The 19,628-nt window shown below is 66.7% G+C and carries 25 protein-coding genes and 1 riboswitch; of the genes, 17 read left to right on the top strand and 8 right to left on the bottom strand.

Annotated elements, in window-relative coordinates; all coding sequences use genetic code 11:
• Positions 1-73 precede the first annotated feature (73 nt).
• Complete coding sequence (locus PV761_RS11485; RefSeq protein ID WP_347896832.1) at positions 74-409, top strand: hypothetical protein; 336 nt, start codon at positions 74-76, stop codon at positions 407-409.
• 41 nt (positions 410-450) lie between these two features.
• Here the strand turns inward: PV761_RS11485 and PV761_RS11480 are convergent, their stop codons facing one another.
• Entirely contained in the window at positions 451-1,200 is a 750-nt protein-coding gene (locus tag PV761_RS11480; RefSeq protein ID WP_028272297.1) for a TetR/AcrR family transcriptional regulator C-terminal domain-containing protein, read from the bottom strand.
• A gap of 108 nt (positions 1,201-1,308) precedes the next feature.
• Between PV761_RS11480 and PV761_RS11475 the strand changes: the two genes are divergently transcribed.
• Both PV761_RS11475 and PV761_RS11470 read left to right on the top strand, forming a co-directional pair.
• The gene (locus tag PV761_RS11475) at positions 1,309-2,694 is read left to right on the top strand and encodes an NAD(P)/FAD-dependent oxidoreductase (RefSeq protein WP_347896830.1); all 1,386 of its coding nucleotides are present in this window, start codon (positions 1,309-1,311) and stop codon (positions 2,692-2,694) included.
• Positions 2,695-2,807: 113 nt separating this feature from the next.
• Positions 2,808-3,290: a pyridoxamine 5'-phosphate oxidase family protein gene (locus PV761_RS11470; RefSeq protein WP_028272295.1), complete on the top strand. Its 483-nt coding sequence runs from the start codon at positions 2,808-2,810 to the stop codon at positions 3,288-3,290.
• A 20-nt stretch (positions 3,291-3,310) separates the two neighbouring features.
• Here the strand turns inward: PV761_RS11470 and PV761_RS11465 are convergent, their stop codons facing one another.
• Together PV761_RS11465 and PV761_RS11460 are read right to left on the bottom strand one after the other, a co-directional pair.
• The gene (locus PV761_RS11465) at positions 3,311-3,916 is read right to left on the bottom strand and encodes a hypothetical protein (protein ID WP_347896828.1); all 606 of its coding nucleotides are present in this window, start codon (positions 3,914-3,916) and stop codon (positions 3,311-3,313) included.
• Between the two features lie 75 nt (positions 3,917-3,991).
• Complete coding sequence (locus PV761_RS11460; protein ID WP_347896826.1) at positions 3,992-4,576, bottom strand: hypothetical protein; 585 nt, start codon at positions 4,574-4,576, stop codon at positions 3,992-3,994.
• A 167-nt stretch (positions 4,577-4,743) separates the two neighbouring features.
• Between PV761_RS11460 and PV761_RS11455 the strand changes: the two genes are divergently transcribed.
• Entirely contained in the window at positions 4,744-5,133 is a 390-nt protein-coding gene (locus PV761_RS11455) for a VOC family protein (RefSeq protein ID WP_028272292.1), read from the top strand.
• Positions 5,134-5,184: 51 nt separating this feature from the next.
• A complete protein-coding gene (locus PV761_RS11450) occupies positions 5,185-5,364 on the top strand; it encodes a PspC domain-containing protein (RefSeq protein ID WP_051629032.1) in 180 nt (59 codons plus the stop codon).
• On the opposite strand, the gene PV761_RS11445 is transcribed toward PV761_RS11450, so the two are convergent.
• Positions 5,348-6,415, bottom strand: coding sequence for a LacI family DNA-binding transcriptional regulator (locus PV761_RS11445; protein ID WP_347896823.1), 1,068 nt, complete (start codon positions 6,413-6,415; stop codon positions 5,348-5,350). The two genes, PV761_RS11450 and PV761_RS11445, sit on opposite strands and share 17 nt — an antisense overlap.
• A gap of 147 nt (positions 6,416-6,562) precedes the next feature.
• Here PV761_RS11445 and PV761_RS11440 point away from each other — a divergent pair, with 147 nt between their 5' ends.
• Positions 6,563-7,492, top strand: a complete 930-nt coding sequence (locus PV761_RS11440; RefSeq protein ID WP_347896821.1) for a hypothetical protein — start codon at positions 6,563-6,565, stop codon at positions 7,490-7,492.
• Here the strand turns inward: PV761_RS11440 and PV761_RS11435 are convergent.
• Positions 7,461-8,096: a thymidylate kinase gene (locus tag PV761_RS11435; RefSeq protein WP_347896934.1), complete on the bottom strand. Its 636-nt coding sequence runs from the start codon at positions 8,094-8,096 to the stop codon at positions 7,461-7,463. The genes PV761_RS11440 and PV761_RS11435 overlap by 32 nt on opposite strands.
• 204 nt (positions 8,097-8,300) lie before the next feature.
• On the opposite strand from PV761_RS11435, the gene PV761_RS11430 reads away from it, so the two are divergent.
• Positions 8,301-8,780 carry a hypothetical protein gene (locus tag PV761_RS11430; protein WP_347896819.1) on the top strand — a complete coding sequence of 160 codons (480 nt, stop codon included), beginning with the start codon at positions 8,301-8,303 and terminating at the stop codon, positions 8,778-8,780.
• 111 nt (positions 8,781-8,891) lie between these two features.
• Here the strand turns inward: PV761_RS11430 and PV761_RS11425 are convergent, their stop codons facing one another.
• Complete coding sequence (locus PV761_RS11425; RefSeq protein WP_028272288.1) at positions 8,892-9,296, bottom strand: DUF5997 family protein; 405 nt, start codon at positions 9,294-9,296, stop codon at positions 8,892-8,894.
• Between the two features lie 90 nt (positions 9,297-9,386).
• Between PV761_RS11425 and PV761_RS11420 the strand changes: the two genes are divergently transcribed.
• Both PV761_RS11420 and PV761_RS11415 read left to right on the top strand, forming a co-directional pair.
• Positions 9,387-10,187, top strand: a complete 801-nt coding sequence (locus tag PV761_RS11420) for a LysR family transcriptional regulator substrate-binding protein (protein WP_347896817.1) — start codon at positions 9,387-9,389, stop codon at positions 10,185-10,187.
• An 86-nt stretch (positions 10,188-10,273) separates the two neighbouring features.
• Positions 10,274-10,597, top strand: a complete 324-nt coding sequence (locus PV761_RS11415) for a hypothetical protein (RefSeq protein WP_231511330.1) — start codon at positions 10,274-10,276, stop codon at positions 10,595-10,597.
• Between the two features lie 20 nt (positions 10,598-10,617).
• Here PV761_RS11415 and PV761_RS11410 read toward each other — a convergent pair whose 3' ends face one another.
• Positions 10,618-10,953 (bottom strand): hypothetical protein, encoded by a 336-nt coding sequence (locus PV761_RS11410; protein WP_028272285.1) that lies wholly within the window; start codon positions 10,951-10,953, stop codon positions 10,618-10,620.
• 50 nt (positions 10,954-11,003) lie between these two features.
• Positions 11,004-12,017, bottom strand: coding sequence for a LacI family DNA-binding transcriptional regulator (locus PV761_RS11405; RefSeq protein ID WP_347896814.1), 1,014 nt, complete (start codon positions 12,015-12,017; stop codon positions 11,004-11,006).
• A gap of 152 nt (positions 12,018-12,169) precedes the next feature.
• Here PV761_RS11405 and PV761_RS11400 point away from each other — a divergent pair, with 152 nt between their 5' ends.
• The 8 genes from PV761_RS11400 (at position 12,170) to PV761_RS11365 (ending at position 19,434) form a co-directional block, all read left to right on the top strand.
• A complete protein-coding gene (locus PV761_RS11400) occupies positions 12,170-13,348 on the top strand; it encodes a Gfo/Idh/MocA family oxidoreductase (protein ID WP_347896812.1) in 1,179 nt (392 codons plus the stop codon).
• Positions 13,345-14,379, top strand: a complete 1,035-nt coding sequence (locus PV761_RS11395) for a sugar phosphate isomerase/epimerase (RefSeq protein ID WP_347896810.1) — start codon at positions 13,345-13,347, stop codon at positions 14,377-14,379. The genes PV761_RS11400 and PV761_RS11395 overlap by 4 nt, the downstream gene beginning before the upstream one ends.
• Before the next feature lie 115 nt (positions 14,380-14,494).
• On the top strand, positions 14,495-14,926 hold the full coding sequence (locus PV761_RS11390) for a DUF3592 domain-containing protein (protein WP_347896808.1): 432 nt from the start codon (positions 14,495-14,497) through the stop codon (positions 14,924-14,926).
• 2 nt (positions 14,927-14,928) lie between these two features.
• A complete protein-coding gene (locus PV761_RS11385) occupies positions 14,929-15,360 on the top strand; it encodes a DUF3592 domain-containing protein (protein WP_081818978.1) in 432 nt (143 codons plus the stop codon).
• Positions 15,361-15,546: 186 nt separating this feature from the next.
• Positions 15,547-16,284, top strand: coding sequence for a DUF5058 family protein (locus PV761_RS11380; RefSeq protein WP_347896806.1), 738 nt, complete (start codon positions 15,547-15,549; stop codon positions 16,282-16,284).
• Between the two features lie 22 nt (positions 16,285-16,306).
• Positions 16,307-17,071, top strand: coding sequence for a hypothetical protein (locus tag PV761_RS11375; RefSeq protein WP_347896804.1), 765 nt, complete (start codon positions 16,307-16,309; stop codon positions 17,069-17,071).
• A 14-nt stretch (positions 17,072-17,085) separates the two neighbouring features.
• Complete coding sequence (locus PV761_RS11370) at positions 17,086-18,336, top strand: amidohydrolase (protein WP_347896802.1); 1,251 nt, start codon at positions 17,086-17,088, stop codon at positions 18,334-18,336.
• 99 nt (positions 18,337-18,435) lie between these two features.
• Positions 18,436-19,434: an AsnC family transcriptional regulator gene (locus PV761_RS11365; RefSeq protein WP_347896800.1), complete on the top strand. Its 999-nt coding sequence runs from the start codon at positions 18,436-18,438 to the stop codon at positions 19,432-19,434.
• 83 nt (positions 19,435-19,517) lie between these two features.
• Positions 19,518-19,615, top strand: a riboswitch (glycine riboswitch).
• Positions 19,616-19,628 lie beyond the last annotated feature (13 nt).

Genomic DNA, 19,628 nt, shown 5'->3' with positions numbered 1-19,628 from the left:
GTACGCGACCTTCTATAAGGCCGCGGCCGCCCCTTTCCGCACCTTTTTAGCCATCCAAACACCTGAGGACACCATGACCGTTGCTGTGAACGCGCCTGTTGTGAACGCGCCCGCCCGGGCATCGAGCAACCCCCGACGGCGCCCTGCCGGCCCGCAGCACCCGGCCCGCCAGCCCCGCATTGGAACCCGCCCCCTGGAACCGATGCCCAACTGGGTGAAGCTTTCACGCAAGGACGAGGTGGAGATCTACCGCGATGGCGGGCTCGTCGCGTCCGGCCGCGTGGACATGCTTGCCCTCGACGGCAGTGTGTTCTGGGTTGTCCAGAACGACGGCCGGGGCCGCGCCATGTTCCTGCACAGCGACGGATTCACCGTCCTCCGGCTGCCACGCGCGCGGCCGGCCGACTGACCGAGTCCACTACCGCCGCAGGCCGACTGACCGCCGGCCGGCTACCGCCGCAAGGCACCCAGCCCTGAAATCAACGCCTCCAGGCCAAGGCTGAAGGCGGCATCGGCAGGCTTTTCGTGGCCCTGTTCGGCGAGGCTGCGAACCGCGGCCGTAAAACTGGGCGTGGATTCGGCCATGCTGCCCGGATCGAAGATGTCCGCGGGGGCGGTGACGTCGAAGGCCGAGCCGAAAATGAAGGACTCCAGCGCCACGATGGAGGAGATGATGCGTTCCTCCGGGAAGCCGGCCTCCCGCAACCCTTGGCTGACGGCCTCGTACATGGCCAGGGTCTGCGGCGCATCCGTGACGGGCAGGACCGCGATCACCGGGATCAGCGGCGTGTGCTTGGAGAAGACATCCCGGTAGCTCCACGCCCACCGCCTTACGGCTTCATCCCACGGTTCAGCACCGAAGGCGGACACGTCCACCAGGGCGGCCAGGTGGTCCTCCACCAGGACCAGCACGTCCCGTTTGGACGCCACGTGGTTGTACAGGGCCGACGGCGCCACATTCAGTGAGCGGGCCAGTGCAGCCATGGTGAGGCCGTCGTAGCCGCTCTTCCCGATGAGCTGCAGCGCTGCCGAGGTAATCACTGCCTGATCCAGCACCGCTGTGGCCGGCCTGCCCGCGCGGCGCTTCGCCGGGGCCGCGGCCACGCGGGGCGCGGCGTCCCTCGGTGCCACTGGGGGCTTGGTGTTCGGACGGGCGGCTGCCGGCATCGCTGGCCTTTCTGCTGGCGGGGTCCCCAGCATTATTCCACTGAGCTCTTCCGTGACGGTGCTGGAACCGCTATAGTCATTATAAATGAATGGCATTCATTTAGTGGTCCGCATCACTCGAGCGGCCACGGAGAGGACATCATGCTGGAACTTGACCGCGACGTCGTCGTCGTAGGCGCCGGCCCCTCGGGTCTCACTGCGGCCCGTGAACTGAAGAAAGCCGGCCTCAGCGTCGCCGTGCTGGAAGCGCGGGACCGCGTGGGCGGCCGCACCTGGACGGACACCGTTGACGGCGCCATGCTGGAAATCGGGGGCCAATGGGTCTCGCCGGACCAGACGGTGCTGCTGGAACTCCTGGACGAACTGGGGCTGGAAACGTACTCCCGCTACCGCGATGGTGAATCCATCTACGTGGGTGCCGACGGCAGGAAGACCCGCTACACCGGAGACTCCTTCCCGGTCAGTGGCACCACGGCTGCTGAAATGGACAAGCTGATCGGCCTGCTGGACGGGCTCGCTGCGGAGATCGGCGCCACCGAACCCTGGGCCCACCCCAAAGCGCGCGAGCTGGACACCATCTCCTTCCACCACTGGCTCCGGCAGAACTCGCCAGATGAGGAAGCCTGCAACAACATCGGCCTGTTCATCGCCGGCGGCATGCTGACGAAGCCCGCGCACGCCTTCTCCGCGCTGCAGGCCGTCCTGATGGCCGCCTCGGCGGGGTCCTTCAGCCACCTGACGGATGAGGACTTCATCCTGGATAAGCGGGTTGTAGGGGGCATGCAGCAGGTGTCGCTGCTGCAAGCACGCGAACTGGGTGACGACGTCGTGCTTAACAGTCCGGTGCGGACCATTAACTGGACGGAAGAGCGCGACGGCGGCCCGAGCGTCACCGTGGTGTCGGAGCGGGCCACGGTCAATGCCCGCTACGTGATCATGGCGGTGCCGCCGAACCTGTATTCGCGGGTATCCTTCAACCCGCCGCTGCCGCGCCGCCAGCACCAGATGCACCAGCACCAGTCGCTGGGCCTGGTCATCAAGGTGCACGCCGTCTACAAGACGCCGTTCTGGCGCGGCGAGGGGCTGTCCGGCACCTGCTTCAGCGCCGGATCGCTGGTGCAGGAGGTGTACGACAACACCAACCACGGGGATTCCCGCGGCACGCTGGTGGGTTTCGTTTCGGACGAGAAGGCCGACGCCGTCTTCGAGCTCAGTGCCGAAGACCGCCGCCGCGCCATCCTGGAATCGATCGCAGCCTTCCTGGGGGACCAGGCGCTGGAACCCGAGGTCTACTACGAGTCCGACTGGGGCTCGGAGGAATGGACCCGCGGGGCGTACGCCTCCAGCTACGATCTCGGCGGCCTGCACCGGTATGGCAAGGACCAGCACCAGCCTGTCGGTCCCATCTACTGGAGCTCCTCCGACCTCGCGGCAGAGGGGTACCAGCACGTGGACGGCGCCATCCGGATGGGCCAGCTGACTGCCGCCCGGGTTGCCGCCGTCGCCAGGGTGGGCGCCCCGGCTTAGGGCCGTGGCCAAAGGGTCCGGACGAGTCCCCGCCAATCGTTGAAAGTAAGCAAACTTACTAATACGCTGGGTTGGCGGGGAACTTCCCCGTTCGATACGAACGAGGTCAATGCATGTCTGACACTGAGCGCATCAGCAAAGTCACGGAAATCATCAACAGTTCCCACATCGGGATGCTGACCACCCTCAACGAAGAAGGCGCGCTGGTCAGCCGGCCGCTGGCCGTCCAGGAAGTCAAGGACGACGGCGACATGTGGTTCTTCACGTCGTCGGAAACTTCCCAGGTGGCGCACGTCCGCGCCGACCCGCGCGTGAACGTGTCCTTCGGCAAGAACACCGAATGGGTCTCCGTGGCCGGCACCGCGGAAGTGGTCACCGACCGGCAGAAAATCCACGACATGTGGAACCAGGTGGTTGAAGCCTGGTTCCCGGACGGACCGGATACGCCCGAGGTGGTGCTGCTGCGGGTCGACTCGGACTCGGCGGAATACTGGACCAGTCCGGGCGGCAGGGCCGCCACGGTGCTTCAGTGGGTCAAATCCAAGGTGACGCACAGCCGCATGAGCGTCGGCGAAAGCGGGACCGTGGACCTGTAGTCCCTCCGGCTCCGCCCGAGCTACGGCACCTGCCGGAGGGCCGACAGCACCTCCGGCAGCAGGACGTCGTTCCGGCCCCACACCGGATCCAGGACTTCCACGTACCAGGAGTCGGCGAGAAGGAGGGCCAGCGTTTCGTTGGTTTCGTCGGACCAGTCGCGGAGCTGGTCCTCGTCCACCGGGCTCTCACTGGACCCGAGGACGGTAACCACTGCATCGCCGTCGAACGTTACCGGGATGGCCGCGGCGCTCACTTCACCGGGGGCATGGCCAACGGTGATGAGCTCGGACCTGGTGGACAGGGCCATGAGTTCAGCGGCCGCCTCCGCGCTGCAAAAGCCGGTCACGTATTGTCTTTGCGCGTGGCCGGCGTCGGCGCGCATGCCGGGCTGGGATTCTTTGGTGAAGAGGCCGTTCCGGTTGATCTCCGCGAGTTCGGCGGCGATGGGCCGGGTCTCCTCATCGAAGCTGGGCGCAAACGTTCCCGGCTGGAATTCGCTCTGGGATTCAAGCCATCTCGCGGTGAGTTCGCCCGCCGCTGCGAGGGTTGTTGCCTGCCGCCAGACTCCCCGGTCCGATCGCAACCTGCCGTGCTGGTCTCGTGTGTCCGTGACTAAAGGCTCCATTATGGGATGCTACCGCCGCCGGTTCCGGCCTTTCCAATGCTCCCGACACACCAGTTAACGTCCGCTGGCCGGGCTTTACCTGGAGGGCACGCCCGCGGCGGCTTCCGCCCGGCCCAGGGCATGTTCCAGCCGGTCGACGGCGGGAAGGTAGCCGGCTGCCTCGGCCGCCCGGAGCCGTTCGGCCTCCCTCATCGCCTTGATCAGGGCCGCCGTTTCCGGACGGCGCACATCGGTCATGTCCGGGTAGTCGATGCAGCATGCGGGATCAAGCTCGTAGCGCTGCCACCGGGTCAGCACTGTCCGGTGCCGAGCCGCTGCCGCTTCGATCTCCGCCCGGGCGGTTCCGGTGTGGACCCGGGCGTCCCGCCAGGCCATGACACGGGGACTCCACACGTAGGCGGCCGCAGCTGTGGCGGCGGCGAGCGAACCTACGGCGAAGCCCAGCCACGGCGAGGCGAGCGAAGGAATCAGGATGGCCGGGAACACGATCACCAGCCCGGCGAAACCGTCCCAGAAGACGGCGTCCGTCAGCTGTCCGGCGTCACGCCTGGCGTGATAACGCGCCGAAAGTACTGCGCCCGCAACGCCGCAGACCACGACGGCGGCGCAGACCGCCAGTTGCAGGGGTCCCATGGGGACCGACTCCGTTATGACAGACACCGTTCCACCTCCAACGGAACCTGTCCGGGCTGGCTGGCTCCGCTACTTCCATTGGAGTCCCGGCAGGGCCGGCCGTCAATGGGCAGGACTTCCTGACGGGCGGCGCGTCCGGCGTTGCCGGCCGGCCCCGTTCCGGGGCCAGGCGGGGCACCGGTAGCCTAGGCTCCATGCGACTAAAAATGTGCAGCATCCACGTCAAGGATCCGGCCTCGGCCCACCAGTTCTACACGGAGACCCTGGGTTTCGAAACGCTCATGGCGATGCCCGAATACAACCTGTACATCGTGAAGGATCCAGGTTCCGCCGGAGGAAGTTCCGGGTCCGTGGGACTCCTGCTGGAGCCCAGCGACAACCCCATCGGCGCGAACTACATGAACGCCCTGCACGACGCCGGGATGCCGGCGATCGTGTTCGGCGTTCCGGACGTGCGGGCCGAATATAAGCGGCTGGCAGCCCTCGGCGTCATCTTCCAGGACGAGCCGGCGGAAGGCCCTACCGGGACCTCGGTGGTGCTGGACGACGGCTGCGGGAACTTCGTCCAGCTGCACCAGGACTAGGGGCTAAAGGACTCTGGACTCGGCCACTGCCCCGGCTGGTACTGTGGCCGCATGACAGCAGCATTGGTTCGGCCCAGGAATGGCAAAATGATCGCCGGCGTCTGCGCCGGGCTCGCAGCCAGGTTCGGTGTGTCAACAGCCCTCGTCCGCATTGGCTTTGTGCTGTTCGGCCTGTTCGGCGTGGGCGAATTGGTCTACATCGCGCTGTGGATCATCATGCCCAAGGAGTGACTGCCTGACCTGAAGGCGGCGCAACGGAGTCTCGCGCAACCAGGGTGCATGGCAGGACCGCGGGAAGGGCCGTTAGCGGCCCCGCGCCGGTGTTGCCTTCAATGGCGTCGATGAGTATTTCCACGGCCCGGGCGCCCATTTCGTAGTGCGGCAGCGACACTGTGGTGAGGGCCGGATGGAGGTTTCCGGCGATGAGCTCCTGGTTGTCGAAGCCGACCACCGAGAGCTCGTCTGGAACGCTGACACCCAGTTCGGCGGCGGCCCGGTAAAGGCCCATGGCCATGAGGTCGTTGAAGCAGAACACCGCTGTGGGCCGACGGTCCCGCTGCATCAGGCGGAGGGCGGCGCGATAGCCGCCGGCCGCGTCCGTGGAGGGCTCAGACTGGACCAGTTCGGCGCGGAATTCCAGGCCGGCATCCACCAGCGTGTCCTTGAAGGCGAGCAGGCGGGAATGTGCCTCCGGGACGTCGTCGGTGCTGGTGATCATGCCGATCCTGGTGTGGCCGGCGTCGATGAGAGTCTGGACCGCTGTTCGGGCCCCGCCTTCCTCGTCCGGGATGACCGACGAGACGGAGTGGCCCATATCTTCGGCGTCCACGAGAACCGCCGGAAGCCCAACGAGGCCGGCCGGGACGCGGAGCCGACGGCGGCCTTTGGCGGCGTAAAGTATCCCGTCCACCTGGCGGTCCATCAACGTGGCCACGCCCGCATCGCCGGAGCCATCCGGACCGGTGCCCGGGGCGTTGATGATCATGATGGTGTAGCCGCGGACCTTGGCCGCCTCCACCGAACCCAAAATGACGAGGCCGGAGTTCGGGGCCGTGGCCATATCTTCACAAATAACTCCGATGACGTCCGAACGGCGGGTGCGCAAGGCTTGGGCCAGCCGGTTTGGACCGTACCCGAGCCGGCGGGCGGCCTGATGGACCCGGTCCCGGGTTTCGGCCGCCACCCTGGCGTAGGCGACATTGTTGAGGACCTGGGAGACGGTGGCGATGGAGACTCCCGCGGCGGCTGCCACGTCCTTGATTCCCACTTGCCTGGTGCTCATGCGTCTCCCGTGTCGTCATGATCTAGGACCCGATTCTACGTGCGGCCCGTTCGGCCGGAGGCCCTGGTCCGTATCACCGGCCACCCCTATCCAACAGCCCGCGGCCGGAGCACAATGAATCCACCCTTACGTTGGTGGTGATGACCCGTGGCGCTGGCAATCGTGGTTGTTTGTACGCTGTTGCTCCTTGTTGGTGCGGCCATGGTCATTGCCTGGGGAGGGCGCACGCTGGGGGCGCCGGCTTCAACCGCGGATCTTCCGGTGCCTTCGCCGGCGTCCGCTCGGGATGTTGTGGTCGGGGCCCAGGTCTCCGCGCTGCGCAAGTACTTGTGGTGGGCCAACGTGGCCACTGTGGCCGGGGTCGCATCAGGGCTGCTGGTCGGGTGGGCCGGCGGCAGGTTGGTGATGCGCGTGCTGGCCGTCACCTCGCCCACGTCAGCCCAGGGCCGCCTGACCGAGGCCCAGGCCAATGTGGGCTTTCCCACCGTTGAGGGCAGCATTGCCTTGCTGTTCTTCGCGGGACTTCCGGCCGGCTTCGCCGCAGCCATCGTTTACGTGCTCATACACCGGTGGCTTCCTGCCGGCCGGTGGGCAGGGCCGGTGCTGGGCGTGTTGCTTCTCCTCGTCTTAGGTGCCTCCGTGGAACCGTTCCGTGCGGACAACATCGACTTTGCCATTGTGGGTCCGGGCTGGCTGTCCGTGGTGCTTTTCTCCGTGATGGCCATCCTGCACGGTGCCGTGGTGGCGGCCGTGGCGGGCGCCTTCAGTCAACGCCTTCCGCTTCCTTCCGGACAGAACTGGAAGTACTACCTGCCGCTGCTGGCGGCCGTGCTGTTCGTCCCTGCGGGCGTGTTGCTGGGCGCCGGTGCACTCGGGGTGCTGGTGTGGGCGCAGGCCGCTGCAGTTCTCCGGGCCCGGCGGCTGCGTGCGGGCCGCGAGGCGCGGGTGGCCAGGCTGCCCGGGACCGGCCGCCGCGGAGTGGCCGTTGACTGGGCGGTGCGCGGCGTTCTCGGCGTTGCAGCCGTGGCGGCCGTCCCTCCGTTCGTCAGCGCAGTGACGTCGATTGTTTCTCGCTGATCCGCCCGGCCCCGCCGGTTTGTCCGGTCCTGCCGAACGGATTGACCGCCGTACCGCCGGCTGCGCCGTGGATCGCGTCGGTGAGCGCGGCAAGGACCTCGTCCTGGGGGGCGCCGGCGTCGATCAGGGCGAACCGGGCAAAGTCCGGAAGGCTGCGGTAGCCCTCACTCAGCGCGGTCAGTTCCTCCAGTGTTTCGCTGTCCGTCCCCCGCCGGAGGATGCGTTCCAGCGCCCGCTCCGGAGCGACGTCGAAGTGGATCACCAGGTCCGGCGCCGGGAGGTGCCGCAGCAGCCAGGGGAGGAACCGGCCGGGTCGGATCCCCCGGACGCTGCGCAGGGCAAGCTGGCAGTAGAGGTGGCGGTCCATGACCACCAGGCCGGAAAACCTGCGGGCCCGGGCGTGAGACACCAGCACGTTGACTGTCCGGATGACCGTCTCCAGTGCGTCAGCGAGGCGGGGATTTAGGGGAATTCCGGAGCGTTCCGACCACTGGGTCATGTTGCGGCGGCCGGCGTGATTGCGCAGCAGCAGGGCACCGCCGCCTGCCAGGCGTGCGGCGTCAACGGCTGCGCGTGCAGCGGTGGTCTTTCCGGCGCCGTCAATTCCGGTGAGGACAATCAGCAGGGGTGGCTCATTTCGTTGGGGGGGCGGACTGTATAGCGCGCAGCGTCACTGGTTCAACGAGGCGGCGGTCCGGATTGTCCCCCGCGGAAACTTGTTCGTTGTTCGCCGTCCGGATTTCATGCGCCGTTAATGGCGGGGTTCTAGCGTGGTCCTTCAGGCACCATTCGCTAGAAGGGATCCACCATGGCCGACATTGCTGCTGTGCTGGGACGGCTCACTCCGGAAGAGCTCGACGAGCTCCGGGAGATTGGTCCACAGGGGCACCTCACCAGGCGCCTTGTTGACGCCCTGGACCGGGCCGCCGGCGGGGCAGGCGCGGGCCGGGGCTACTACGTGCCTACGGGAAGCGTGAGTGCGACGGGCGGTCCCCACCTTGTGCTGCGAAGTGACGTGTCCGCGTGGCTGTTCGGCGCGGGGCCACAGGTTCCGCACGGACACCAGGCCGACGACGTGCCAGCCGCGTCCGCACGGCCGGAAACCGACTGGTCGGAGCTGCGTCCCGGAGACAAGGTGGCGGTTGTACGGGGCAACCGGGTCACGGCGTCGGGCATTGTTGACTCCATGACCGACGACGCCTCCACCGTTTGGGTCCTGTTCGAAGGCGTCGCACCGCGGCGCATGTTCCACCGCGAGGACCCGGACGACCTTCGCCCCGTCCGCTGAACAGCCACGCGTCAGAAGCTTGTTCGCAGATCCTGCCCGTCCCGGCGCGGATGCGCGGACAAGCCTAGGATTTCCGCGGCGTCGCCAAATTCCGCAGCGCGGACAGGGGGCCTACTCCGCCTTGGCGCGGGCTTTCTTGGCGTCCTTCTTGGCGGCCTCGTCCTTGACGCGCTGGGCTTCGGCGCGGACCGCGGCGTGCGTGGAGCGCTCGGTGACCAGCCATGCCGGGGGAGCCTGCAGCAGCGCGGTGATTTCCGCCGTCGTCAGCGCTTCCTCGACGCCGCCGCGGGCCAGGCCGCTGATGGAGACGTTCAATTTCTGCGCCACTACCGGGCGGGGGTGCGGGCCGTTGCGGCGGAGTTCAGCCAACCACTCCGGCGGGTTGGCCTGGAGCTCGGCGAAATCGGCACGGGTGATAACCGAATCCTGGAACTCCTGGGGTGTTGCGGGCAGATAGATGCCAAGCTTCTTGGCAACGGTGGCCGGCTTCATGGACTGGGAGTTTGCAGAGGTCATGCTTCAAGGGTATCCGGCCCGGGGCTGAGTGGGCACCGGTACTGGACACTGACACCCGCCATGCGCCGGGCCGGGCGGTACTGTGAACATGTGTCCGCAGCAGAAGAAGCACCCCAGACCCCCGACGAAACCGCCGCGATCCCGGCCGAAGCTGCCGTGCGGGAGCTCCGCTTCGCCTACGTTGCCGGCGTGACGCCGGGGAAGTGGATCCGGCGGTGGGAAGAGCGGATGCCGGACGTTCCGCTGCACTCCTTCATGTCCGACGACGGCACACAGCTTTCGGTCCTGCGTGACGGTTCCGCGGACCTCAGCTTCGTCCGGCTCCCGGTGGAACGCGAAGGCCTGAACGTGATCCCCCTCTACGAGGAGCAGCCGGTGGTGGTTGCTCCCAAGGGGCATGAAATTTCGGTATTCGAAGAGGTGGCGCTGGCGGACCTTGACGCGGAATCATTCCTGGACGTGGCGGAGCTCGGCGGCCCGGAGGCGGCCCTGCAGGTGGTGGCATCCGGTGCGGGGCTTGCCATCCTGCCGATGTCCGTCGCCCGCCACCTCAACGTCAAGGACACGGTGGCGCGGAAACTCACCGGCGCACCCACCACCCAGATTGCGCTGGCCTGGCTCAACGAGGCCGGGCGGGCGACCACGCGCGAGGCAGCGGCCGACGCTGCGGACAGGCCCACGGATGAAGTGATCGAGGAGTTCATCGGCATTGTCCGGGGCCGGACCGCCCAGAGCTCACGCCAGCCCTCCGCGAAGGTGGAGCCGCCCAAAAAGGAACCGAAGCCGGACCGGCGGGGGACCGGCGTCAAGAAGCCCAAAGTGGCCCAGCGTTACGCGCCCAATCCGGACAAGGGACGCGGCAAGGGATCCCGCAAGAAGGGCAAGCGCTGACGGGCAAGGCCTGAACCAGCAACCCGTAGTGCCTTTCGGTCCGCCACTCTGTTTTGAACCGGCATTCCGGGCCTATGGTTGGGCGTGTGGAACCTTCGACGGGAGCAGCCTTCATGATCACCCTGCAGATTGAACACCAGGTCCGGGACTTCGCCATGTGGCGGAAGGCCTTCGACAGTGACCCGCTGGACCGCTTGGCGTCGGGGGTGCGGTCCTACCGGATTTCGCGTCCGCTCGACCAGGAGGACTACGTGATGCTGGAGTTGGACTTCGATACCCAGGAGGCGGCGGTGGACTTCCTGGCCCGGCTGCAGACCGACACCTGGAAGACAGGGGTGACTGCTCCTGCGCTGGTCGGTGAACCGTCCACCCGGATCATTGAAACGGTGGAGGTCCAGACCCTGCAGTGACACGCACCTGCTGCCGAGGCTTAGGCGGTGCAGGCATCCTTGAGGGCCGTGACGGATTCCGCCGGAACCTGATCGCCCGATGCCGCAATCTGACGCAGCGGCGTGGTGATCTCGGACGGCACACCCGCCGTCTCGGCGCCGGCCACGAGGCCGCCCAGGAGTTCCTTGTCCTTGACGGAAACCAGGCCGTCTTCCACGAGGGCGCACACCTGGCCCTTGACCTGCTCCGCCGCGGCAGTGGCGACCTGGGAGGCGCCGTCGTTCACGGCCTTTTCGGCTGCCTCCTGGACCTGGCCGCAGCCGGTCAGTGCAACGATGAGGGCGGCAACGGACAGGGCGGCGAGGCGGGATTTCATGGGTCCAGCCTAACAAGGGGTGCCGGGCGTAGGTTCCGGCGCCGTGGTTGTCAGCCGGAAATACGGGCGGTGGTGCCGCGGACCACCAGGACGGGTTCGATCAGCTTGTGCTCGGGTTCCAGCGCTGGATCCTGGATCCTTGCCAGCAGCGTGCGTGCCGAGTCAGCTCCGACCACGTCGCTGCGGTTGTCCACGGTGGTGATGTCCAGGTACCGCGATTTCGCCAGCGGCGAGTTGTCGTAACCGATCACCGACAGGTCTTCCGGCACGGAAAGGCCCCTCGTTTTCGCCGCTGCCAGCGCGCCCAGTGCCATGGTGTCGTTGGCCGCGAAAATGGCCGTGGTGTCGGGGTGGTGGTCCAGCAGCCAGCAGGCCGCCGCGTAGCCGTCCTCCTCAGACGTTCCACCGGATTCCCCGGCGATCCGAACCCCAAGGCCGGCCGCCACCATCTGGCTGCGGTAGCCCTCGCGCCGGTGCGCCGCCGCCCCGTCCGAGCCGGACAGGTGGCCGATCCGGGTATGGCCGAGCTCCAGCAGATGGCTCGCTGCCAGGCGGCCGCCGCCGTCGTCGTCGTTCGTGATGAGGTCGGCGCCGTCCGGGACGCCTTTCCGCCAGCCCGCGACCACCGTGGGAACCCAGGTGCCGGAGAGCATTGACTCGCTGGGTTCCGCGGCGATCACGAGGCCCGCAACGTGCAGGGCCAGCAGGCCGTCGGTCGCCTCCTTGATCCGGTTCTGCCCGGGCCGTGAGTCCGCCACCGTGACCTGGTAGCCGTGCACCGAGAGCGCGGATTCCATGCCGCGCAGCAGATCGACGAACCAGGGGTTCCGGAAGTCGTCGATCACCAGCCCGATGCTCTTTGTCTGGCTGCTCGCGAGGGCCGTGGCGGCGCGGCTGGGCCGGTACCCGAGCTGCGCAATCGCTGCCAGTACGGCCTCCCGGCGTTTGTCACTGACCCGTGAAGGATTCTGCAGGACCAGGGACACCAGCGACGGCGAGACGCCGGCACTCTTGGCGACGTCGTAGATCGTGGGGCGGCGGGTCCGAGGGGTGTTCAGCGTCATGGCAGGGCCTTTCGTGTCTCGTTATCGAGGATAGCCGCACGAGCATTGACAGGACATATAGACAAAGCTACGATTTTTCCAGCGGACATTTTTGTAGCGCTACAATTTTCCCGGACAGGCGATCCGCCTGGCCACATTTCAAAGGAGAAATCATGGCTGAAAGCCTCGGCGTAGCCGTCATCGGCGCAGGGATGGCCGGCAAGGCCCACGCTGCTGCCTACCGGACCGCATCCACGTTGTATAGCCCCGTCCTTCCCCAGGTCCGGCTCGTCTCGATCGGCGACGTCAACGCCGAATTCGGCTCGCTGGCCGCCCGCCGCTTTGGCTACGAGCGCAACGACACCTCATGGCAGGCCATCGCTGAAGCCGATGACATCGACGTCGTCAGCGTGGTCATCGCCAACTCCCTCCACCGCGAAGTGGTGGAAGGCCTGCTCGCCGCCGGAAAGCACGTACTGTGTGAAAAGCCGCTGAGCGACTCGCTGGAAGACGCACGCGCCATGGCCGATGCCGCCCGCAACGCGAGTTCGATTGCCCGCATTGGCTTCACTTTCCGCCGCACTCCCGGCATCGCCTACATCCGGGACCTCATCCGCACCGGCGTCCTGGGCAAGGTGTTGCACTTCAGCGGCCGCTACTGGACCGACTACGGCTTCAGCCCCTCGGCGCCGATGAGCTGGCGCTACAAGGGCGGCCCCGGCTCCGGTGCGCTGGCCGACGTCGGCAGCCACCTTGCGTACGTCTCCGAGTTCCTCTGCGGCGACATCAAGTCCATCAGCGGCGGCCGGCTCAGCACCGTGATCGACAAGCGGCCCCTGCCCCTCGCGGCCGTCATGGGGCATGACCACGTTGCAGTCAGCGACACCTTCGAAGCGGTGGAGAACGACGACTACGCCGCATTCTCCGCGGAGTTCGAAAACGGTGCAGGCAGCTTCGAGGTCTCCCGCGTGGCCGCCGGGCACGCCAACAGCCTCAACTTCGAAGTGTTCTGCGAGAACGGCGCTGCCAAGTTCGACCAGCGCCGGCCCGCCGAAATCCAGCTGTTCCTCAACGACGGATCGGGCAACGAGAACGGCTACCGCCAGGTGATCCTCGGCCCCGGCCACCCCTACATCGCAGGCGGCCTCGCCATGGATGCGCCCGAAGTCGGCTTCGGCCAGAACGACGCGTTCGGCTACCAGGCCCGCGCGTTCCTCGAAGAGGTGGCGGGCCTCAGTGAAGCCGAATCGCTGCCCCGCTGCGCCACCTTCGATGAGGGCGTCCGCAACATGGAGCTGCTCGGCGCCGTTGCCGAATCCGCGCTCAACAACGGAAAGAAGATCACGCTATGAAACTCGGCGTCTACAACGCAATCCTGCATGACCGGCCGCTTCCGGAGGCCCTGAAAGTCATCGCAGACCTCGGCCTGACCGGCATCGAGATCAACACGGGCGGGTTCCTTCCGGCCGTGCACGTTCCCACCATGGACCAGATCCTGGAAAGCGACGCGGCCCGCGACGACTACCTGGCGATCTTCGACGGGACCGGCGTCTCGATTGCCGGACTGAACTGCAACGGCAACCCGCTGCACCCCAAACGGGAAATCGGAGAGAAGCACGCCGAGGACATCCGCCGCTCCATCCGGCTGGCCCACCGGCTGGGACAGGACCGCGTGGTGACCATGTCCGGCCTGCCCGGCGGCGAACCGGGAGCCACCACGGTCAACTGGGTGGTCAACGCCTGGAACTCGGCCGCCCTGGACGTCCTCGACTACCAGTGGGGCATCGCGGCCGACTTCTGGAAGGAAACCGACCGCCTCGCCGCCGACCACGGAGTGAAGGTGGCCCTTGAACTCCACCCGCAGAACATCGTGTTCAACACCGCCGACGTCCACAAGCTCATCGAACTCACCGGGGCCACCCACGTCGGCGTCGAACTGGACGCCTCGCACCTGTTCTGGCAGCAGATGGATCCGGTCGCCGTGGTCCGCGAACTTGGTCCGCTGGTCTTCCAGGCCGCGGCGAAGGACGTTCGCGTCAACACTGCAAACGCCGCGCTCTACGGCGTCCTGGACAACAGCTTCCGCCGGCTCTCGCCGGAGGAGAACCGCACCAACCTGGGCGGCGACGAGTGGGCCAACGAATGGCCCAAGAACTCCGCCTGGGACTTCGTGGCACTCGGCCGCGGGCACGACACCGCGTACTGGACGGAGTTCCTGCGCGCCCTGTACGAGGTGGACCCCAACATGCTGGTCAACATCGAGCACGAGGACACCTCCCTGGGCCGGATCGAAGGCCTCCAGGTGGCAGCCAAGGTCCTGCGGGACGCCGACGCAGCTTTGACTGCGTCACAGGCAGAGGCGCTTCACCTCACCTCCCAGTAGCCCAGGGCTGATCTAAGCCGGCACCGCGCGTATGCCATCGCCCGGCGGCCGCCTGACTGACAGGCCGCCGCCGGGCGATGGCATACTTCTTGGTGACTGGAACCTGGGGGGACACGTGAAGATCGCGCTGTACATCATTTGGGTGCTGTTTGTTGCCGGCGTGATTTTTTCGATTGTCCGCGTTTTACGGAAAACCAGACGACGCGAACAACTCACGGCCGGCTGGCCAAGGGTCCAGGCCGTCGTCACCGGAAGCGTGGCCGGCTGGACCAACGGGGGAGGCGGCGGGAGCCGCAGCCGGCGCTACTACCCCACCTACCAGTTTGCGGATCCCCGCGGGACCCTGTTTGCCGGCGAATCCGAGGTCTCCTACGCCAGCCAGCCGGATCCGGGCTCGTGGGTGGAAGTGATGTACAACCCCATCAACCCCAATCAGTCGTTCCAGGTGTCATCCCAGGACCGCACGGCGATGGGCTGCATGATCCCGTTCTTCGCCGCGATTGCCGCTGGAGCGTTCCTCTTCATCAGCGTCCTCCCGGTGGGCTGAGCATGAACTCCATAGTGGCGCTGTTCCTGGCGGTGCCCGCGCTGTTTCTGGTGGCGGGCCTGATAGTCATGGGGGTTTCCCTGGCCGGCTCATTCCGGCGGCGGTCTGCGCTTCGCGGCTGGGTGCCGGCGCAGGCCCTGGTGACCGGGAACCTGCGCGGCGTGGACGGCCCTGCGAGCAACGGCCGGAACCGCTTTGCCCCGTCCTACGAGTTCCAGGATTCCCATGGCCTGAGGTGGCTTGGCCAGTCAGACATCTACGGCCCGGACCAGGAAATCATCGGCACGCACATCCCGGTGCTCTACAATCCGGCGAACCCGGCTGAATCGACGAGGCCCGTCTTTGTCATCTCCCGGGGCAGCCTCTGGGTGGGCCTCATGCTCGCCATCTTCGGCGCCGGCGGAACGGCAATGTTCGCAGCCGTGCTTCTCTAGCCTTCGCCCGGGGCCGGATAATTTACACCGGCGCTTCACTTTCGTGATCTGTCGGAAATCTGAAAGCTGTGTACTTATCGACAACTCGTGCTGTAGAAATGAAACAAACAGGCACAAGGAGTTTATGAAGTATTAATTTCGGACACTCAAACAAGGAGTGTCCCCTCAGTTTCCAGAGGAGTAAACGTGGTTGTCGCAGCTGTCGATCCCGGTTCCACAGACATCACCGCTTTGATCCACCACCCCGTCTTATGGGCGTCCGCGGTAGGCGTTTTCGCCGTCGTCATCCTCCAATCGGTGATCTACTTCAAGGCCATCCGGAAAGCGGCACCGGCCGCTGAGCTCACGCCGGGGCAGGTCAACAGCTCAGTCCGCTCCGGTGCCGTGGCGGCTATTGGCCCCTCACTTGCCGTTGCCCTCATCGCCATCTCCCTCCTACCGCTGTTCGGAACCCCCGCGGTCCTGACACGCATCGGCCTGGTGGGCTCAGCTGCCTTCGACGTTGCAGCGGCCGGCATTTCGGCCGGCACCCAGGGCGCACAACTGGGCGGACCCACGTACACGCAGAAGATCTTCGCCCTCGCCTTCGCAGCCATGACCATCGGCGGGCTCGCCTGGATGCTGACGGCGCTGATCCTGACGCCCATCCTCAGCAAAGGCGACGCCAAGCTCCGCAAGGTTAACCCCGCAGTGATGGCCATTGTCCCGACGGCGGCGCTGCTGGGCGCGTTTTTCACCCTCGCCTTCCAGGAGGTGCTCAAGTCTCCCGTCCACCTCGTCACCATGCTCGCCTCCGCGGCAGCAATGGGCGTGTGCCTCCTGCTTGCCCATAGGCTCCGGCTTCCGTGGCTTCGCGAATGGGGACTGGGAATGTCCATCATCGTGGCACTCACCGCCGCTTTCCTCATGACCGCAGCCGCCTGAAACCCCGATAGGAGCCAATCTGATGTCCACCACGACTTCCCCTGAAACATCCGCACGGTTTTCGGCCTTCGACCGCACCACATCAGTCTGGGGTCCCATCACCCTGGGGCTCGGGCTGCTGATTTCCCTGGCCGCGGCCCTGTACGCCGCCTTCGGCGCAGGCATGGGCGTGACGCCCCTGGAACTGGTCACCGCCGTCGGGGCCGTCCTGGCCACGTTCGGCATCATCGCCGTGATCGAGCCCGTGTCCTATTTCCCCATCCTGGGGCGCTCAGCCATGTACCAGGCCTTCCTGATCGGCAATATTGCCAACAAACTGCTGCCGGCGGCCATCGTGGCTCAGGCCAACCTGGGGGAGAAGCCGGGCACCCGCCGGGCTGAACTCATCGCCGGCAGCGCCATCATCGGCGCGGTGCTGGTCCACATCACCACACTCATCCTCTTTGTTGGCGTGCTGGGCACCTGGCTCGTGGGAATGCTCCCCGCGCCCCTGATCGCTACGGCGCGCAGCTACATCCTGCCCGCAATATTCGGCGCCGTGGTCCTGCAGAGCGTCATGGCAATGAAGAGCCGCCGCACCACGATTGTGGCCGTCATTGTGGCCGCCGCCATCGTGTTCGTGGTGGTGCCGCTGGCTCCGGGCCTGACGTACTTTGCCACCGCGCTGGCTGTCCTCATCACCATCGCAGCCTCCTGGTTTGCGCGCTCCAGAGCCCCGCAGGCTCCGATGGAACCGGCCGCCGGCGAAGACGTCCAGGCCACCCGCATTTCCGAACCCACCCACTGAAAGGGCAGCCAGCAATGAGCACCACCACCACAGGCGTACGCCTGACCCCCGCCGTCGAAGTTCCCGAGGACTTCGTGGAGCAATACGTCGGCGTCTACAAGCACCTGCATGCCCACCCGGAACTCTCGGCACAGGAATTCAAGACCGCGGAGTACATCGAACAGCACCTTGCGGGCCTGGGCATCGAATCCTTCCGCTGCGGGGGGACCGGCGTGGTTGGCATCCTGAAGAACGGCGACGGTCCGGTCATCGGCTTCCGCGCCGACACCGACGGCCTGCCCATCCCAGAACAGACGGGCCTTGACTATGCCAGCGAGGCCACCGGCACCCTGCCGGACGGGACCACCGCTCCGGTGATGCACGGCTGCGGCCACGACACGCACATTGCCGCCGCTCTGGCGCTCGCTTCGCTCCTCACGGACCGCAGCGAGCTGTGGGCCGGAACCCTGGTGCTCATCTTCCAGCCCGGCGAAGAGACGGCCTACGGTGCGAGGGCGATGATCGACGACGGCCTGTGGGACCGGGCCCCCAAACCAGACGTGGTGCTGGCCCAGCACGTCATGCCGGTCAGCCAGGGCAAACTCATGATCCGGGGCGGGCACATGGCCAGCCTGGCCGATTCGTGGAAGATCACCGTCCACGGCAAGCAGGCCCACGGCTCGCAGCCCGAAAAGTCGATCGACCCGATCGTGGCCGCCGCTGCCATGGTGCTTCGCCTGCAGACCATCGTCTCCCGCGAGCTGGCACCCTCGACGCCGGCGGTCGTCACCGTGGGAACTTTCCATGCGGGCCTGAAGGAGAACATCATTCCGGACTCCGCCGAGTTCTCGGTCAACGTCCGGACTCCCGACGAGGACACACGCGCCACCGTGCTTGCCGCCATCCGCCGGATCATCTCAGCCGAAGCCGAGGCCTCGGCGGCGCCGGAACCCACCATCGTGGAACTGAACAGCTTCCCCCGCTGCTACAACGATCCCGCCTCCGCCGACCGCGTCACTGCGGCGTTCACGGCTGACTTCGGCGCCGATGCGCTGATCGACGCACCGCTCGGCATGGGGTCGGAGGACGCCGGGTGGCTCAGCGACGCCATCGGCGTGCCTGGCGTGTTCTGGGCCTTTGGCGCCTTCGATCCGGAGCTCTTCGAGGACGGCGCGGCACCCGCCGGGAACCACTCGCCGCAGTTCGCCCCGGACGCCCGTGCCGCCGTCGTGGGGGGAACAGGTGCAGCGCTCTCCGGAGTGCTAGCCTATCTGGGCCGGAACTGACGTGAGCGGGGCGGCGGCGGGTCCGCCGCCCCGGTTCCGTTCCGCGGAAGCAGCCGTCCGGCGTCGTACTTTCCCAGCCGCAATGAGAGGAGCCGGGACGTGGAGCAGCTTGACGCCCTGGACCGGCAGATTGTGGCCGCGCTGGTTCGGAACGGGCGCGCGCCCTGGCGCCTGATCGCCGATGTCCTGGGGCAGCAGGAACGCACCGTGGCACGCCGCGGCAACAAGCTGCTCGAATCCGGGCTGGTGCGCACCAACTCCTTCATCAACCCGTCGTCGGTCAGTTCGCGGTCGGCCTTCCTGCTGCGCGTGACGGCGGCGCCACGCAACCTGCGCGGTGTCTGCACATGGCTTGCGGAGCAGGAAGAGTCATCCTGGGTCACCGCACTGTCCGGCACGAACGAGGCCGTGGCGGAGCTCTTTCTTTCCCCGGATGAACTGGGCGGGCTTCTCTACCGGCGCCTGTCCGGGGTGGACGGTGTGCAGTCCTTCGCCATGACACCCCTGCTGGAGTATTTCCGCACCCCCAGCGGCTGGACCCCGGAGGTACTGGATAAGAAACAGTACGCCGCGCTCCACCGCGACGAGGACGGCCGGCTGGCCGGAATCCGCACCGGCCAGCCCGGTGAGGCACTTGATGAAACGAACTGGGCCCTGGCCGGGCTCCTCCAACGCAACGGGCGGGCCACCGTGGATGAGCTGGCCACCGAATTGTCGGTCTCCAAAGCAACCGTCAGCCGCCGCCTTGAAGCCATGACCAACTCCGGTGCCCTGTTCATCAGGGCAGTGGTGGATCCGGCAATACTCGGATTCCCCGTGGAGTCCCTGATCACCCTGACCCGTTCCGGCAAGGCGGCGGAGGCGCCGGCGAAATACCTGGCCGGCCTTCCGGTGACCCGCTGGGCCGCCGCCTCAGGTGAAGACGTGCTGGCCCAGGTGGCCCTGCCAAGCCTGGACGAACTGCGGCTGCTGCTCGACGATCTCCGGCAGTTGGAGACGGTGACGTCCGTCCGGTCCTCGGTCTATGCCGAGATCTTCAAACGCAGCACCGTGATGTACCGGGACGGGATTCCGGAGCGGCCGGCGCGGGAAGTGTGACCCGTGTGAAGTGACTCTGTTGCGTGCCGTCCCGGCGACGGAGTAAAGTGTGAGCCGTGTCACCGACAAGTGACACATGCTTTTGATCTGCGGCGGGAGAGTCCTGCCGGTACGTTCAGCAGGCGCCGTAGGAGCAAATCCTCCCCAGGAATCTCTCAGGCCCACGTACCGCCGCGGCGAGGCAACTCTGGAAA

Origin of the sequence: Arthrobacter sp. CC3 (genome assembly GCF_039907775.1) — a bacterium.
In the GTDB taxonomy this organism is placed as follows: Bacteria; Actinomycetota; Actinomycetes; order Actinomycetales; family Micrococcaceae; genus Arthrobacter.
The sequence above is the reverse complement of the archived record's forward strand: the minus strand, read 5'-3'. Positions and strand labels throughout refer to the sequence as shown.

Coding starts and splice junctions, on each gene's coding strand:
- PV761_RS11375 (WP_347896804.1), top strand. CDS start 16,307: ATGTCCACCACGACTTCCCCTGAAACATCCGCACGGTTTTCGGCCTTC.
- PV761_RS11450 (WP_051629032.1), top strand. CDS start 5,185: ATGACAGCAGCATTGGTTCGGCCCAGGAATGGCAAAATGATCGCCGGC.
- PV761_RS11410 (WP_028272285.1), bottom strand. CDS start 10,953: ATGAAATCCCGCCTCGCCGCCCTGTCCGTTGCCGCCCTCATCGTTGCA.
- PV761_RS11385 (WP_081818978.1), top strand. CDS start 14,929: ATGAACTCCATAGTGGCGCTGTTCCTGGCGGTGCCCGCGCTGTTTCTG.
- PV761_RS11400 (WP_347896812.1), top strand. CDS start 12,170: ATGGCTGAAAGCCTCGGCGTAGCCGTCATCGGCGCAGGGATGGCCGGC.
- PV761_RS11405 (WP_347896814.1), bottom strand. CDS start 12,017: ATGACGCTGAACACCCCTCGGACCCGCCGCCCCACGATCTACGACGTC.
- PV761_RS11480 (WP_028272297.1), bottom strand. CDS start 1,200: ATGCTGGGGACCCCGCCAGCAGAAAGGCCAGCGATGCCGGCAGCCGCC.
- PV761_RS11455 (WP_028272292.1), top strand. CDS start 4,744: ATGCGACTAAAAATGTGCAGCATCCACGTCAAGGATCCGGCCTCGGCC.
- PV761_RS11470 (WP_028272295.1), top strand. CDS start 2,808: ATGTCTGACACTGAGCGCATCAGCAAAGTCACGGAAATCATCAACAGT.
- PV761_RS11425 (WP_028272288.1), bottom strand. CDS start 9,296: ATGACCTCTGCAAACTCCCAGTCCATGAAGCCGGCCACCGTTGCCAAG.
- PV761_RS11485 (WP_347896832.1), top strand. CDS start 74: ATGACCGTTGCTGTGAACGCGCCTGTTGTGAACGCGCCCGCCCGGGCA.
- PV761_RS11370 (WP_347896802.1), top strand. CDS start 17,086: ATGAGCACCACCACCACAGGCGTACGCCTGACCCCCGCCGTCGAAGTT.
- PV761_RS11465 (WP_347896828.1), bottom strand. CDS start 3,916: ATGGAGCCTTTAGTCACGGACACACGAGACCAGCACGGCAGGTTGCGA.
- PV761_RS11430 (WP_347896819.1), top strand. CDS start 8,301: ATGGCCGACATTGCTGCTGTGCTGGGACGGCTCACTCCGGAAGAGCTC.
- PV761_RS11445 (WP_347896823.1), bottom strand. CDS start 6,415: ATGAGCACCAGGCAAGTGGGAATCAAGGACGTGGCAGCCGCCGCGGGA.
- PV761_RS11475 (WP_347896830.1), top strand. CDS start 1,309: ATGCTGGAACTTGACCGCGACGTCGTCGTCGTAGGCGCCGGCCCCTCG.
- PV761_RS11395 (WP_347896810.1), top strand. CDS start 13,345: ATGAAACTCGGCGTCTACAACGCAATCCTGCATGACCGGCCGCTTCCG.